The organism is Delftia acidovorans NBRC 14950 (genome assembly GCF_001598795.1).
GTDB classification, from domain to species: domain Bacteria; phylum Pseudomonadota; class Gammaproteobacteria; order Burkholderiales; family Burkholderiaceae_C; genus Comamonas; species Comamonas acidovorans.
Genome location: NZ_BCZP01000015.1, coordinates 78,798 through 93,564 on the forward strand (window position 1 = coordinate 78,798; position 14,767 = coordinate 93,564).

Here is a 14,767-nt window from a genome sequence, read left to right on the forward strand (position 1 = left end):
GGGCCATCAGCCCAGGGCCGTCTCATGCAGGTAATGCCACAGCACCCCTTGGCCCGCACGTTTGAGGATCACGACTGATCGGCGCGAAGTCTCCACGCCGTCCAGGCGATGGGTTTCCAGGTAGCGCATGGCCAGGCCGGCCGCGTCCCGCCATACGGGCTGCATGTCGGAGACGGATATCTCCAGCCCTGGCCGCTGGCCGGCCGCGCGCCGGAACATCTGTTCCACATCGTCCAGGCCGACGAGCCTGCCCGTGGTGGTCACCATGCTGAACTCCGGGCTGAACTGGGGCATCAGCGCCTGCAGCGCTTCCTGTGCGCCCGCTGGTTGGGTGAAGACGGTGTGGATCAGCTCGTGCACCCGGTGGATGCTGCGTTCGGCGATGCCGATGTCAATGTCACGGTCGATGGGCTTGTTGTCTTGCATGGTGGTCCTTGAGGGTGTGCAGCGATCGCAGTTGCAGCAGGGGTACAAGCCCTGCCAGCGATGCGATCAGAAACGTCATGTGATAGGCCCGGCCTGCGTCCAGGCGGGTGGCGAGCGTGTTGAAAATCATCAGGAAAAACGCGGCGCCCACGCTGAAGGCCATCTGCCGGTTGATGTTCCAGATCACGCTGGCCTGCTGCGTCTGCCGGCCGTCGAAGTCCAGCAGCGCCGTCGTCTGCGCGGTATTGGCCCCCAGGCCGCCGCCCAGGCCCATCAGGCCGTAGGCGGCCGCCAGCAGCCAGGGGTCGGCAGGGGCCGCCACGGCGGCCAGCGCCGCAATGCCCAGGCTGTGCAGCACCATGCTGGCGATGAACAGGGGCCGTGCGCCCGCGCGGTTGTACAGCCGGCCGCCCACCAGCATGGACACCAGGGCGCCGCCTGCGTAGACCATCATGAATCGGCCTGTGGCCTGCGCGCTCAGGTGCAGCATGTCCTGCAGGTAGAAGATGTTGAGCAGGTTCACGCCCGTGAACACGCCGGGAATGGCGTGGTAGACGGCCACCGACATGCGCAGGCGCGGGCTTTTGAGCAGTTGCAGTTCCACAATGGGGTGGGCCGTCTTGCGGGCATGGATGGCATACAGCACCGTGAAGGCCAGGCCCGCCGCCATGCCCAGCCAGGCCAGCGCCAGGCCCTGGCCCGAACCTTGGCCTGCGCCATAGAGCGACATGCCCAGCAGCCAGGCGGCCAGCGCGGCGCTGACCAGCACCAGGCCTTTGAGGTCCGGCCGCTGCCGGGCCGTGGCCGGTGCATCGCGCACCCACAGCCAGGCCAGGCCTGCGGCGGCCAGGGCCAGCGCAATATTGGAATGGAACACCCAGCGCCAGGAGCCGTGGTCCACGATCAGCCCGCCCAGCCAGGGCGAGAGGGCCGGTGCGATCAGCGCCACGGCCATGACCAGCGTGGAGACACGCGCGCGCTCCGGCCCCTGGAACCGATTGAAGGCCAGGGCCTGGCCCACGGGAATCACCAGCCCGCCCGCCATGCCCTGGATGAAGCGCCAGCCCACCAGCTGGCCGAAGCTGCCCGCCTCGCCGCAGGCCCAGGCGGCCAGGGCGAAGGCCAGCATGGAGCCCGCCATCAGCCCGCGCGCGCCCCAGCGGTCGGCCAGCCAGGGGGCGAGGGGAATGGCCAGCGTCAATCCCAGCATGTAGGCATTGGCCACCCAGGCCCCGGTCGAGATGCCCACATGGAACTCGGCCGCAATCGTGGGCAGCGCGACGGCGGGCATGAAGATGTTGATGCAGTCGACGAAGAAACCCATCAGGAAAACGGTGGCCAGGCGGTATCGGTATGTCATCTTGCGCTTTCAGGAGGGGCAAGACTAAAGAGCGCGGGCGGCCACGTCGATGGGGCTATGCTGGACTCTTTGTTTGACTGGATTGAACAATGACCCCCACAAGCCCGGCCATGCACACGCTGCTCCACCGCGCGCAGACGTTTCTGGCCGTTGTGGATTTCGGCTCCTACACCAGGGCGGCGGACTTTCTGGGCATCAGCAAGGCCATGGCCAGCCTGCACGTCAAGGCGCTGGAAGAGGCGCTGTCGGTGGCCCTGCTGGTGCGCAACACCCGCAGCATCGCCCTGACGGAAACCGGGCGGGAGTTCTACGACGAGTTCAAGGGCATCGTCCGCGACGTGGGCAGCGCCTTCGACAACGCCATGCACAGCGGCAACCGCATCGCGGGCCGGCTGCGCATCAGCACCACCAGCGAATACGGGGAGAAGTACATTCTTCCGCTGATCCCGGCCTTCCTGGAGCGCTACCCGGGCATCTCGGTGGCCTATGACGTCAACTCTTCGCTGAGCGACCTGGTGGCCGAAAAGCTGGACCTGGTCGTGCGCCTGGGCCATCTGGCGGACTCCAGCTTCAAAAGCCGCAGGCTGGCCGGCTACGACATCGTGCTGGTGGCCTCGGCCGCCTTCCTGCGCAGCCATCCCGTGCGCCGGCCCGAAGACCTGGCAGACCTGCCCTGGATTGCCAACAGCAACCTCACCCACCCCACGGCCTGGACGCTGCGCACTGCCGGTGGCCAGGGCGTGGACGTGGTGGGCCGGGCGGCCCACCAATCCAACTCCTCCACCGCCATCCGCGCCCTGGCCCGGTCCTCGCTGGGCGTGGCCGTGCTGCCTGCGTGGTTTGTGGAGGACGACCTGGCCGACGGCGTGCTGCAGCGCGTGCTGCCCGACCACGCCCTGCCGCCCCAGCCCATCAGCGTGGTCTTTCCCGACAGCAGCCACCTGCCGCGCAAGACCCGTGTGTTCATCGACTTCCTGTGCGAGCACCTGGGCCGGGATTGAGCGCGCGGCTGGCCGGCCCGCTCTGGTCCCGTTAAACTGCCCGCAAGCCGAAAGGCCCGGTGCGTAGAAACACCTTCCGTTAGGTTGCAGCCCCCACCTTAAAGCGGGGCTTTGTCATGCCTTATCTCGTCGGATTGGCGCATTTGCTTGCGCCTGTCCGCATGGTTTCGGGCGTGGTGGGGGCTATCCGCAAGGACGCCCGCACGGCTACGGACGTGTTTCTAACCACCACGCCCACCTGTTGTGCGTAGAAACTCAACCGGTGGTTTTCTGTGATCTCGTAGGAAAACAGACCATGACCTTCCCCATCCTTGCCAGCCCCAGCGCTGCGCTTGCCCCTTCCAGCCCTCTTCTCTATCAGGAGGGCTGACCCCATGACATCCCGCAAAAACACTGCCGACGCGGCAGTGCAGGCGCAGCCGTTGCCCAAGCGGCCGCAAGCCGCAAGGCCTTCCGACTGGCCCAGCGCCTGGCAGGCCATGCATGTCTGTCTGGTCGTCATCGAGGGGAGATTGGTCACCCTGGCCGAGGTCTGTGGCAAAAAGCCCGACCGCAAGGCCCGCCAGTTCGACGTGGAATGCGCGGTGGAGCTGGCGCTGGCGCACATACGCCGCATGCGCGCCGACCCGCCGGACAGCCACCAGGCGTTCGAGCAGCAGTGGCACCTGGCGTCCTGCGCCATCGAACTGGCCGATGGCGCCTACCGCTTCCCCCGCTCGCGCTACGGCCGCCTGCTCAAGCGCACCCGCTGGCATTTCGACCTGCTCAGGGACCTGGTGGAACGTGTGGAGTGGCAGCACCGGCGCGGTGGCTGACTGGCGCAGCGTGGGCCGACTCAGTGGCTGCTGCGGCTGGCCAATGGCCCGCAGCAACCGCACGAGGGCAGGCCCTAACGCTTGCGTGCCCGCATCCGGGAGTCGGGCACAGGAGTTGCCGGTCCTTGCTCGGAGACGATCCAGCCCGACAGCCGTGCCGCCAGCATATCGATCTGACCGCTGGGTACGTCGGCAAGCACATTGTTGCCGCTGTGGCTCAAGATGCGGCCCCGTGTGGTGGCATCTGTGACGAGCGTGACCACGTCGGCCGCAGACACGGCGGCGTCCTTGGTCTTGCGAAGGATCACATGGCTCATGAACGGGACTCTAGCGCAAGCGTTCATTTGGGCAAGCCTTGGCCTTCAAAATCCCTGGCAAAGCCGGCCACCACACACATGGAGAAGAACAGGCGCTGGATCTCTATGGCGCGCTGGCGTGTTCGGGCCATGGTGAGGATCTGTGGATTGCGGGATAGCTCGGCAGCCAGCAAGCCACATGCCACCGGCGCTGCCATGGAGGTTCCACTCATTGCGCCGTAGCCTGTTCCTGGAAGTGTCGAAACGATGCCAACCCCTGGCGCTGTTGCAATGACTTCCGGCCCGATGTTGGTGAACTTCGCTGCGTAACGTCGCTTGTGCAGCGAGTCCGCCGTCAGTGCCGTGTACGGGTCCAGTTCGTCCAGGGTCTCCGTGGAGTGGTCGGGGTAGGTGCCTTTTTCGCCGATGGCGGTGATCGAGATCACTTCCGACCACCGTGCCGGAAACAGCAGCGGCTTGCGTCCGTTGTTGCCGGCTGCGGCAATGCAGACTGTGCCGCGGTCGAAAGCCTCCTTGATGGCGTCCCTGACGGCTTCATCGGGTGATGGGGTGCCCAGGCTCAGGTTGATCAGATCGCAACCGTCTTCCACGGCGGCTTCGATGGCCCGCAGAATGTCGTAGTTCAGCGCACCTCCGCCTGCCTGCGGGAACACACGGTAGGAGTTGAGCGTCGCGGCAGGAGCCCGGCCGGCATGGTGCCTGGCCGAGCCTTGGCCCCGGCCGGAAACAAGGCCTGCCACATGCGTGCCATGCTCCCCATCACGGGCGCGTGGCGAACCGTCGCCGGCATCCTTTTCCTGATAGACGAAGGCACGTGATTGCTGCACTGTCAAATCCGGGTGCGTGCCGTCGACGCCAGTGTCCACCACGCCGACAACCACATTGCGGCCGTCAGTGGCCTTGGGCTTGCCATAGAGGCGCGTGACGAAGTCGTCCTGGCTCAGATCCACTGCATCCAGTTTGACGGTATAGCCATCAACCAGGGTGATATGGCGCTGCACCAATCCCCAATGGCCAGTGATATCCGCATAGACGGCCAGCACTTCGACCATGGGGCCGTCTTGCAGCTTCAACGTGGCCTCGCCCTTGGCATTGCTGGTGCTGTCACCGCCCACCCCGGCGGCGAAATCAGTGAATGCCACTACGAGAGCGCCCTGGAGGGGATTGCCTGCCCCGTCTTCGACCTTGAGACGCAAAGAGATGCCGGGGCCCGTTTTCGTACTCTTCGCTCGCTTTACCGCTTTCAGCCGTGGGCTGCGCATGAGGTCGTAGACAACCACGGGAACCGCGCGAACCCCGGGCGCTTCCACACGCAGGGCCGCAAGTTCCTGGGGCGTCACCGCAACGAGCTTGGCCCCGGTAGGAGAAACCGAATGAACGATATCGACCCCTTTCGGGGTGATTTCCATAGTGGCATTCTTGCTGGCTTTCAGGCGGGAGCGCAGTGTGCGGCCAAAGCTTGTGCTTGCCAATCCCAGTGTGGACATGGCTTCTGAATGCATGCCACGTACTGGAAGCAATACGTAGTCAGTCTTTTCATCAACCATCATGGTCTTGTGCGTCGTCATATTGATCTCTCTCCCTCATTGCATGGCCATTGAAGTTGAGGATTTTGATCAACCCAAGGGAATGCAATAAGGAATGCCCGGGATTTTCATGGGTATTTCATGGTGCAACGCAATTTCTTGTATTGAGGGTGCAATGGGGTTCCTGACTTTTGCCGGTCTATTTCTGCTGCAAATATGAAAACATCCAATGCATGGGAAATGCCAGAAGTGAGTTGCCTGCTGGAGTTCCTGTTGCAAGGCACGTCAATGGAGCTGTAGGCATCAATGTCTTCTCTTCCCTATGGGGGAATGCTGGAACGCGGCATGCCCCGGGCCCTGCAAGAGGAAGGCAGGCATGGAGACCATGTGAGTCCTCGCGGGCTTCTTGGAACGGAATCCACGCAGCCGATGGCCGGCGGATAGGTTCAGCCGTTTTGCCGGTCCAGCCGAATTTAGGCCAGCGGCAGCCGCAGCACGAAGCAGGCGCCCGGCTGGCCGTCGGCGCGGCCCTCGCAGTGCACGCTGCCGCCGTGGCGCTGGGCGATGGAGCGCACCAGGGCCAGGCCCAGGCCCACGCCGCCCGAGCGCTCGCTGGCGCCGGGCAGGCGAAAGAACTTCTCGAAGATGCGCTCGCGGTGGGCCGGGGCCACGCCGGGACCATGGTCGCAGACGCGGATCTCGGCCATGGCGTCCTGGCGCGCCAGCTCCAGCGTGATGGCGCCCTGGCTGTAGCGGCGCGCGTTCTCCAGCAGGTTGCGCACGGCGCGGCGCAGCAGCTTGGAGATGCCGGGCACTTCCAGCGCGTCGGTGGACTGCAGGTCCAGGTCGGCATCCACGCGCGCGCATTCCTCGGCGGCCAGGCCGATCAGGTCCACGGGCTCGATCGTGCCCACGTCGCCTTCATAGGTCTCCAGCCGGCTGGCCAGCAGGATCTCGTCCACCAGTTGGTCCAGCTCGCTGATGTTGCGCTGGATCTCGGCGCGCGCGCGGGCGCTGGCGGGGTCGTCGCCCATGAATTCCAGGCCCATGCGGATGCGCGTCAGCGGCGAGCGCAGCTCGTGCGAGGCATTGGCCAGCAGCGATTTGTGCGAGGTCACCAGGGTCTCGATGCGCGCGGCGGCGGCGTTGAACTGGTGGGCCAGGTCGGCCACCTCGTCGCTGCCGTGCTCGGGCACGCGCACCGACAGGTCGCCCTCGCCAAAGCGCTTGACGCCGCGCTGCAGATTCTCCAGCCGCTTGAGCAGGCGGCGGATGATGGGGAACACGCCCACGGCCACGGCCACGCCCACCAGGCCCAGCAGCCACAGAAAGCCGAAGGGCGGGCGCAGCCAGAAGGCGGCTGCGCCGTCGTGCGGCGGGCGGTCACCGCGCGGCGGGCGCGGCGCCATGTGCAGCATGTAGGTCTGGCCGTCCGTGCCTTCGATCTCGAAGCGCAGCCCCTCCTCAGGCGGGCCGGGCACGCGCCGCGCACGGCCCTGGGCGATCACGTTGCCCTGGCCGTCGCGCATGGCCACGTCGCGCGAGGGCGGCGAGCTGGCGCTTTGCACGTTCTGCGCGTTCTGCTCGGCCGCGATCTGCCAGGCCCATGCCACCGTCAGCGTGAGCACGGCCACGCCGCCCACCACGGCCAGCCAGATGCGCAGGTACAGGCGCTGGGAGAAGAGGGACAGCAGCTTCATTCGCTTGGCTAGTCTTGTTGTTTGGCGAAGACGTAGCCCACGCCGCGCACCGTGAGGATGCGCTTGGGCGCCTTGGGGTCGGCCTCGATAGCGGCGCGGATGCGGCCCATGTGCACGTCGATGGAGCGGTCGAAGGCCTCCAGCTCGCGGCCGCGCACGGCCTCCATGATCTGGTCGCGCGTGAGCACGCGGCCCGCGCGCTCGGCCAGCGTGACCAGCAGATCGAACTGGTAGGAGGTCAGCTCGCAGGGCTGGCCCGCCACGGTGACGCTGCGCGCGTCGCGGTCGATCTCCAGGCTGCCGAAGCGCAGTGCCGTGGTCGGCTGGCCGGCGGCCGTGCCCTCGCCGCCGCCGCGCCGGCGCAGGATGGCGCGGATGCGCGCCAGCAGCTCGCGCGGCTCGAAGGGCTTGGGCAGGTAGTCGTCGGCGCCGATCTCCAGGCCGATGATGCGGTCCATGGGGTCGCCCTTGGCCGTGAGCATCAGCACCGGCACCTGGGCTGCGGGGCCGGGCAGGGCGCGGATGCGCCGGCAGACCTCCAGGCCGTCCATGTCGGGCAGCATGAGGTCGAGGATGACAAGGTCGGGCAGGTCGGCGCCGGCCACGCCGTCGGCGGGCTGCAGCTGCTCCAGGCCGCTGCGGGCATCGCCCATGTGCGTGACCTGCAGGCCGTTGTTGCCCAGGTAGTCACCCACCATCTGCGCGAGGCGGGTGTCGTCTTCGATCATCAGAAGATGGTGCGTACTCATGGAGGGCAGTGTATTCATGCTGGGGCCTGGCGTCGTATTGCGACGATGCTCGCAGCGCCCCGTCAGCCGTGCTTGTCGCTTGCGTAAAGTTCGGTAAAACAGCGCAGCCTGCGGCCAGCCGCTCAACTGCCGCGTTGCGCGGGCCGCACCGCATGCACGCGCGAGGCCAGCGCGATCAGCACCAGCACGGGCAGGCCCAGCAGGGCCGTGGCCTGGAAGAAGCTCACGTAGCCATGCGCATCGACAAAGGCGCCCGAGAAGCCGGCCAGCCACTTGGGCGCCAGCAGCATCATGGAGCTGAACAGCGCGTACTGCGTGGCCGAGTACTGCACATTGGTCAGCCCCGACAGGTAGGCGATGAAGGCCGCCGAGGCGATGCCGCCGGCCAGGTTGTCCGCGCTCACCACCCAGACCAGCGCATTCACGTCATGGCCGCGCGTGGCCAGCCAGGCGAACAGCAGGTTGGTGGCGGCCGACAGCGCGGCGCCCAGCATCAGCACGCGCATCACGCCCCAGCGCATGGCCAGCGCCCCGCCCAGGAAGGCGCCCGCCAGCGTCATGATCACGCCGTACACCTTGGTCACGGCGGCCACCTCGTCCTTGGTGAAGCCCATGTCCACGTAGAAGGGGTTGGCCATGATGCCCATGACCACGTCGCTGATGCGGTAGATGGCGATCAGGCCCAGCACCAGCAGCGCCTGCCAGCGGTAGCGGCCCAGGAAGTCGGCGAAGGGCTCGACCAGCGCGCTGTGCAGCCACTCGGCCGCGTTGCGGGCAGGCGCCAGCGGGCGTGGCACCGGTTCCGGCGAGAGCAGCACGGTCAGCATGCCCACGGCCATGGAGGCGGCCATGGCCAGGTAGGCCACCTGCCAGGCACCGCTCTGGTAGCCCGCCGTGCCCGCCACCTCGGCGCGGGCGGCCAGCCACAGCACGCCGGCGCCGGCCCAGATCATGGCCAGCCGGTAGCCGGTCTGGTAGGTGGCGGCCAGCGCGGCCTGGCGCTCGGTGTCGGCCGATTCGATGCGGTAGGCGTCCAGCGCAATGTCCTGCGTGGCCGAGCCGAAGGCCACGGCCAGCGCGCACCACACCAGCGGCGTGAGCGAGACGCGCGGATCATTGAACGCCATGCCGCACAGCCCGGCGACGATGAGCATCTGCGCGAACAGCAGCCAGCCGCGCCGCCGCCCCAGCCAGCGCGTGAGCAGCGGCAGCGGCATGCGGTCCACCAGCGGCGACCAGACCCACTTGAAGGCATAGGCCAGGCCCACCCAGCTCAGGTAGCCGATGGTGGTGCGGTCCACGCCGGCCTCGCGCAGCCAGAACGACAGCGTGCCCAGCACCAGCAGCAGCGGCAGGCCTGCCGAAAAACCCAGGGCCAGCATGCGCAGACTGGCCGGCTCGGCATAGACGCGCAGGGTCTGGCCCCAACTGCGGCGGGGCGTTTCGGCGGCGGTGGAGGGGGCGGAGGAGGGGGTGGTGGACGGCTCGGTCATGTTGTGCTGCGGCAGGCTGCGGCCATTATCGGGCCCATGGTGGCGCGGACTGGCGCGCGCTACCATCGCGGGCACAGGATGCCGCCATGGCCTACACCCTCTCTTCCCTCCACAGCGATGCCGCCGCGCAAGACGGCGCGGCCGATGCCACCGATACCGCCTTCGCGCCGCACAGCTCGGTGCGCAGCTACAGCGGCGAGCACCAGGCCCATGCCCACGGCCATGCGCAGATCCTCTATGCCCTGCAGGGCCGCATGGAGCTGGAAGTGGGCGGGCGCAGCGCCTTTGTGGACGCCGTCAGCGGCATGCTCATCCCCGCCGGCGTGGACCACGGCTACCTTGCGGCGCCGCGCTCGCGCGTGTTCGTCATCGATGCGCCCAGCGGCCCGGGGCTGGACCGGATGCGGCGCTTTTCCGTGCCACCGGCCCTGCGCGGCCGGGAGTCGGAAGGCCCGGCCACAGAGCAGCTGGCCCAGGTGCTGCAGGCGCCCGGCCTGCTGGCGCGCCGGGGGCTGGACTTGCAAGGGCTGGCCGCGCAGGTGCAGGCCGCGCTGCACGAGGACTGGCCCACGGCCCGGCTGGCCGCCCTGTGCCACATGAGCGCCCAGCGCTTTCACGCGCGCTTTGTGGAGCTGGCGGGCCAGCCGCCCCAGGCCTGGCTGCGTGGCCTGCGCCTGGATGCGGCCGAGCGCGGGCTGGCGCGGGGCCTGCCCCTGGAGGCCACGGCGCTGCGCTGCGGCTATGCCTCGGCCAGCGCCCTGGCCTATGCGCTGCGGCGCGACCGGGGCGTGACGGCGCGGCAGCTGCGCGGCTAGCCCGTTCACAGTCTCCGGACTACGAGCGTTTCTCGACAAATGCCCGGCCGCGCCCGGCGCAACATGGCGCCATGGTTCGCAATTCTTCCGCTTCTTCCTCCGCCGTCGGCATCGCCTTCGTTTCGGTGGCCGCCGTGCTCTGGGGCACGACGGGCACGGCGCAAAGCCTGGGCGCGGGCGGGCTCTCGCCGTTCTGGGTGGGCGCCGCGCAGCTGGCGGTTTCCAGCCTGTTTCTGGGGGCGCTGCTGGCGGTTTCCCATTGGAGGCTGCGCGGGCGGGCCGGGCAGGGCGGGGCACCCGTCCAGCCGCTGCTGCCCAACCCGATGCACCTGGGACTGCGCCCGGCCTGGTTCGTGCTGGCATCCATGGGAATCGGCGGCTACAGCATCTTCTTCTACGAGGGCGTGACGCTCACGGGCGTGGCCGTGGGCACGGCCGTGGCCATTGGCAGCGGCCCCATCTGGGCCGGGCTGATGCAGGCGCTGGTGCTGCGCGCGCCCCTGTCTGTCCTGTGGTGGGCCGGCACGCTGGTGAGCGTGGCGGGAGGTGCGGCCATGGTGATGGCCCGGGGCGGTGCCACGCTGTCCTGGAGCGGCCTGGCCCTGTGCCTGCTGGCGGGGCTGTCGTACGCGGGCTATGCGCTGATCAACAAGCGCCTGGTCACCCACATGTCGCCGCGCGTGGTGAATTTCTATGTCTTCACCGGGGCGGCCTGCATGGCGGTGCCGATTGCGCTGGTGCAAAGCGGCCTGCCGCAGTGGAGCCTGGCGGCCGTGCTGGTGGTGGTCTACCTGGGCGTGGTGGTGTCGGGCCTGGCGCACATGCTGTTTTCCATCGGGCTGCGCAGCATCTCGGGCCCCACGGGCGTGACGCTGAGCCTGATCGAGCCCGTGGCGGCCTTCGTGCTGGCGGTGTGGGTCGTGGGCGAGCGGCAGCCGCTGCAATCGTGGCTGGGGCTGCTGGCCGTGCTGGCGGGGCTGATGCTGGTGATCGGCGCCGAGATGCGGGCGCAGCGGGCCGTGATGGCCGCGCAGATGGCGTAACTCTTTGTAGGCCGGCGCCGCTCTTCACGATGCGCTGTTCTCCGCATGTTTCAGGCATGCGTGGCCGCTAGACTTGGCGGCATGCAGCAGCCATCCCATCTCTTCTCCGAATCCTGTGCCCCGTCCGCCTGGGGCTGTGCCTGCGCGCCCTGGCGCGCGCGTCGCGGTTTTCTGCTGGCCGGCAGCGCGGCGGCCATGGGGCTGGCCACGGCGCCGGTGGCGGCACAGGTGCAGGTGGGCGGTGCCTCGGGCCTGCGCAAGCTGGTGCCGGCCGAGACGCTGGAAGGCGCCGCCACCGACCAGTACCAGCAACTGCTGGCCAAGGCCCGCGCCCAGGGCGCACTGGCTGGCGACAGCAACCCGCAGCTTCAGCGGCTGCGCGCCATTGCCCGGCGGCTGATTCCGTACACCGCCCAATGGAACCCGCGCGCCAATGCCTGGCGCTGGGAGGTGAATCTGATCGGCAGCAAGGAGATCAACGCCTTTTGCATGCCGGGCGGCAAGATCGCCTTCTACACCGGCATCATCGACCAGCTGCAGCTCACCGACGACGAGATCGCCATGATCATGGGCCACGAAATGGCCCATGCGCTGCGCGAGCACTCGCGCGAGCAGTTGGCCAAGAACCAGGCCACCAGCATCGGCATCTCGCTGGGCGCCCAATTGCTGGGTCTGGGCGACCTGGGCAATGCGGCGGCCCGCCTGGGCGGCCAGTTGCTGTCGCTGAAATTCAGCCGGGGCGATGAGAGCGAGGCCGACCTCGTGGGCCTGGAGCTGGCCGCGCGCGCCGGCTACAACCCCCAGGCCTCGGTCTCGCTGTGGCGCAAGATGGGCCAGGCCACGGGCGACCGTGGTGGTCTGGAATTCCTGTCCACCCACCCCGCAGGCCCCGAGCGCATCCGCGAGCTGGAGCGCAACATCCCGCGCGTGGAAGGCCTCTACGAGGCCGCACGGCGCGGGTAGGCAGCCGCCTTCAGGCGGCGGCTTTTTGCTTTGGTTGGTAGCCCATGACGGCCTTGACTTCAAGGTACTCCTTGAAGCCGTGCTCGCCCCATTCCCGGCCCGTTCCTGACTGCTTGTAGCCGCCGAACGGCGCGCCGAAGTCCGGTCCTGCACCGTTGAGATGGACCATGCCGGTGCGCAGGCGCGATGCCACACGGCGTGCGCGCTCCAGGCTGCCTGACTGCACATAGCCCGACAGTCCGTAGGGCGTGTCGTTGGCCTGGGCGATGGCCTCCTCCTCCGTGTCGTAGGGCAGGATGACCAGCACGGGGCCGAAGATCTCCTCGCGCGCAATGGTCATGTCGTTGCGCACGTCGGCGAATACCGTGGGCCGCACGAAGTAGCCGCGCGCAAGGCCCTCGGGGCGGCCCGTGCCACCGGCCACCAGGGTGGCGCCTTCGGCGATGCCGGCCTCGATCAGGCCCTGGATCTTGCGGAACTGCGCCTCGCTGACCACGGGGCCCATGTGCATGGCGCCCGTGTCGGCCAGTGCATCGCCCACCTTCATGCCCTCGGCAGCGGCCTTGGCCGCGGCCACGGCGCGCGCATGCAGGGCGCGCGGCACAAACATGCGCGTGGGTGCGTTGCAGCTCTGGCCCGAATTGGTGAAGCAGGCGTTCACGCCCTGGGTCACGGCCTTTTCGATGTCGGCGTCGTCCAGCACGATGTTGGCCGACTTGCCGCCCAGCTCCTGCGTCACGCGCTTGACGGTATCGGCCGAGGCCTTGGCCACGGCAATGCCCGCGCGCGTGGAGCCCGTGAAGGTCATCATGTCGATGCCGGGGTGCACGGACATGGCCTCGCCCACCGAGGGGCCGTCGCCGTTGACCAGGTTGAACACGCCGGCGGGCACGCCCGCTTCGTGCAGGATCTCGGCCACCAGGATGGCATTGAGCGGCGCGATCTCCGAGGGCTTGAGCACCATGGTGCAGCCCGCCGCCAGGGCCGGTGCCACCTTGCACATGATCTGGTTGATGGGCCAGTTCCAGGGCGTGATCATGCCCACCACGCCCACGGGCTCATGCACGATGCCGGTGGTGCCGCGCACGCTCTCGAACTCGAATTCCTTGAGCACCTGCAGGGTCTGCTTCAGGTGCCCCGCGCCCACCGTGGCCTGGGCCGCGCGCGACAGCCACAGCGGCGCGCCCATCTCCAGCGAGATGGTCTGCGCCACCTCGTCGATGCGGCGCATGTAGACCGCCAGCACCTTGTCCAGCAGGGCCAGCCGCTCGTCGCGCGTGGTCTGCGAGAAGCCGTCGAACGCGCGGCGTGCGGCGGCCACGGCTGCATCGACATCGGCGGCCGAGCCCATGCTGATGCGGGCCGCCACCTCCTCGGTGGACGGATTGATCACATCCAGCGTGCGCGGCACGACCGGGGGAACCCATTGGCCGTCGATATAGAACTGCAGGTGCTCTTGCGTGCTCATGAAGCTGTCTCCGTTAGTTGGAATGGGAGGCGGTCCGGGGGCGCCGCCGGCTGTGCCGGGCATGATGCACGATGGGCGCAGGCGCGCGGAGTCCTGTAGGGGACTCCTGTACGGCTCAGGTCCCGCCCACGTAGGGGTTGCTCTTGCGCTCGCGGCCGAAGCTGCTTTCGGGGCCGTGGCCCGGGATGAACACGGTCTGGTCGCCCATGGGCCACAGGCGCTGGACGATGCTGTCGATCAGCTGCTGGTGGTTGCCCTGGGGGAAGTCGGTGCGGCCGATGCTGCCCGCGAACAGCACGTCGCCCACGAAGGCGCGGTCGATCTGCGGCGCATGGAACACCACGTGGCCGGGCGTGTGGCCGGGGCAGTGGCGCACCTGCAGCGTCTCCTGGCCGATGCTCACCGTGTCGCCATCGTGCAGCCAGCGCGTGGGCGTGAAGGGGTCCGAATGCGGGAAGCCGAACATGGCGCCCTGCTGGGGCAGCGCATCGATCCAGAACTGGTCTCCGGGATGGGGGCCGATGATGGGCAGCTGCTGTGCATCGGCCAGCTCGCGCGTGCCGCCCGCGTGGTCTATGTGGGCGTGCGTGAGCCAGATGGCCTTGAGCGCCAGGCCCAGGCGCTCAATCTCCCAGCCGATCTGCTCCAGGTCGCCGCCCGGGTCGATGACGGCGGCTTCCATGGTCTGGTCGCACCAGACCAGCGAGCAGTTCTGCTGGAAGGCGGTGACGGGGATGGTGTGGTACTGGAGCATGGGCGGCGTGGGTGCTTCTGGCGAAAGCGCCCATTATTCCCGCTCCTTCCCCTGATGGCAGCGCAGGGCCGCCCCGCTTGCGCCGTCAGGTGGTCGGCTGGCCGCATTGCCCGCAGAACCGCGCGCCGGCCGGATGGCTGGCGTTGCAGTTCCTGCAGGCCTGCGGCAGCACCGCGCCGCCACACTGCGGGCAAAAGCGCGAGCTGGCGGCGATCGATGCATGGCAGCCGGGGCAGACCGCCGCCACGGCTGCGGCACGGTATGCGCTGCCGCTGTGGTGGCCGCCGCGCGAATGATTTCCGAACAGTCTTTGCAAGAGTCCCATGGTGTATTCCTT

The 14,767-nt window shown here is 68.2% G+C and carries 15 protein-coding genes; 5 read left to right on the top strand and 10 right to left on the bottom strand.

All coding sequences use genetic code 11. The features are described 5' to 3' along the window. Positions 1 to 6 precede the first annotated feature (6 nt). Complete coding sequence (locus tag DA1_RS19130; RefSeq protein ID WP_034397829.1) at positions 7 to 426, bottom strand: DUF4440 domain-containing protein; 420 nt, start codon at positions 424 to 426, stop codon at positions 7 to 9. Further along, positions 398 to 1,786, bottom strand: a complete 1,389-nt coding sequence (locus DA1_RS19135; protein WP_034397832.1) for an MFS transporter — start codon at positions 1,784 to 1,786, stop codon at positions 398 to 400. Before DA1_RS19135 ends, DA1_RS19130 begins: the two co-directional genes overlap by 29 nt. A gap of 89 nt (positions 1,787 to 1,875) precedes the next feature. Between DA1_RS19135 and DA1_RS19140 the strand changes: the two genes are divergently transcribed. Both DA1_RS19140 and DA1_RS19145 read left to right on the top strand, forming a co-directional pair. Next, positions 1,876 to 2,787 carry a LysR family transcriptional regulator gene (locus DA1_RS19140; protein ID WP_034397834.1) on the top strand — a complete coding sequence of 304 codons (912 nt, stop codon included), beginning with the start codon at positions 1,876 to 1,878 and terminating at the stop codon, positions 2,785 to 2,787. Positions 2,788 to 3,161: 374 nt separating this feature from the next. Next, positions 3,162 to 3,602, top strand: coding sequence for a hypothetical protein (locus tag DA1_RS19145; protein WP_034397837.1), 441 nt, complete (start codon positions 3,162 to 3,164; stop codon positions 3,600 to 3,602). A 74-nt stretch (positions 3,603 to 3,676) separates the two neighbouring features. Here the strand turns inward: DA1_RS19145 and DA1_RS19150 are convergent, their stop codons facing one another. From DA1_RS19150 to DA1_RS19170, 5 genes are all read right to left on the bottom strand, one after another. Beyond that, positions 3,677 to 3,919 carry a hypothetical protein gene (locus DA1_RS19150; protein ID WP_034397838.1) on the bottom strand — a complete coding sequence of 81 codons (243 nt, stop codon included), beginning with the start codon at positions 3,917 to 3,919 and terminating at the stop codon, positions 3,677 to 3,679. Positions 3,920 to 3,942: 23 nt separating this feature from the next. Continuing rightward, a complete protein-coding gene (locus DA1_RS19155) occupies positions 3,943 to 5,487 on the bottom strand; it encodes a S8 family serine peptidase (protein WP_080736986.1) in 1,545 nt (514 codons plus the stop codon). A gap of 431 nt (positions 5,488 to 5,918) precedes the next feature. Beyond that, on the bottom strand, positions 5,919 to 7,145 hold the full coding sequence (locus tag DA1_RS19160) for an ATP-binding protein (RefSeq protein ID WP_034397840.1): 1,227 nt from the start codon (positions 7,143 to 7,145) through the stop codon (positions 5,919 to 5,921). A gap of 8 nt (positions 7,146 to 7,153) precedes the next feature. Continuing rightward, the gene (locus DA1_RS19165; protein ID WP_034397841.1) at positions 7,154 to 7,912 is read right to left on the bottom strand and encodes a response regulator transcription factor; all 759 of its coding nucleotides are present in this window, start codon (positions 7,910 to 7,912) and stop codon (positions 7,154 to 7,156) included. A 104-nt stretch (positions 7,913 to 8,016) separates the two neighbouring features. Next, positions 8,017 to 9,387 carry an AmpG family muropeptide MFS transporter gene (locus tag DA1_RS19170; RefSeq protein WP_404825647.1) on the bottom strand — a complete coding sequence of 457 codons (1,371 nt, stop codon included), beginning with the start codon at positions 9,385 to 9,387 and terminating at the stop codon, positions 8,017 to 8,019. Between the two features lie 86 nt (positions 9,388 to 9,473). Between DA1_RS19170 and DA1_RS19175 the strand changes: the two genes are divergently transcribed. The 3 genes from DA1_RS19175 to DA1_RS19185 all read left to right on the top strand — a co-directional run bounded on the left by DA1_RS19175 (position 9,474) and on the right by DA1_RS19185 (position 12,208). Continuing rightward, complete coding sequence (locus tag DA1_RS19175; RefSeq protein ID WP_012202269.1) at positions 9,474 to 10,202, top strand: helix-turn-helix domain-containing protein; 729 nt, start codon at positions 9,474 to 9,476, stop codon at positions 10,200 to 10,202. 71 nt (positions 10,203 to 10,273) lie between these two features. Continuing rightward, positions 10,274 to 11,245, top strand: coding sequence for a DMT family transporter (locus tag DA1_RS19180; RefSeq protein ID WP_034397845.1), 972 nt, complete (start codon positions 10,274 to 10,276; stop codon positions 11,243 to 11,245). A gap of 60 nt (positions 11,246 to 11,305) precedes the next feature. Next, on the top strand, positions 11,306 to 12,208 hold the full coding sequence (locus DA1_RS19185) for a M48 family metallopeptidase (protein WP_034399089.1): 903 nt from the start codon (positions 11,306 to 11,308) through the stop codon (positions 12,206 to 12,208). A 10-nt stretch (positions 12,209 to 12,218) separates the two neighbouring features. On the opposite strand, the gene DA1_RS19190 is transcribed toward DA1_RS19185, so the two are convergent. The 3 genes from DA1_RS19190 to DA1_RS29845 all read right to left on the bottom strand — a co-directional run bounded on the left by DA1_RS19190 (position 12,219) and on the right by DA1_RS29845 (position 14,755). Then, entirely contained in the window at positions 12,219 to 13,676 is a 1,458-nt protein-coding gene (locus DA1_RS19190) for an aldehyde dehydrogenase family protein (protein ID WP_034397846.1), read from the bottom strand. 115 nt (positions 13,677 to 13,791) lie between these two features. After that, positions 13,792 to 14,430: an MBL fold metallo-hydrolase gene (locus DA1_RS19195; protein ID WP_012202273.1), complete on the bottom strand. Its 639-nt coding sequence runs from the start codon at positions 14,428 to 14,430 to the stop codon at positions 13,792 to 13,794. A gap of 85 nt (positions 14,431 to 14,515) precedes the next feature. Further along, positions 14,516 to 14,755, bottom strand: a complete 240-nt coding sequence (locus tag DA1_RS29845) for a zinc ribbon domain-containing protein (protein ID WP_080737021.1) — start codon at positions 14,753 to 14,755, stop codon at positions 14,516 to 14,518. Positions 14,756 to 14,767 lie beyond the last annotated feature (12 nt).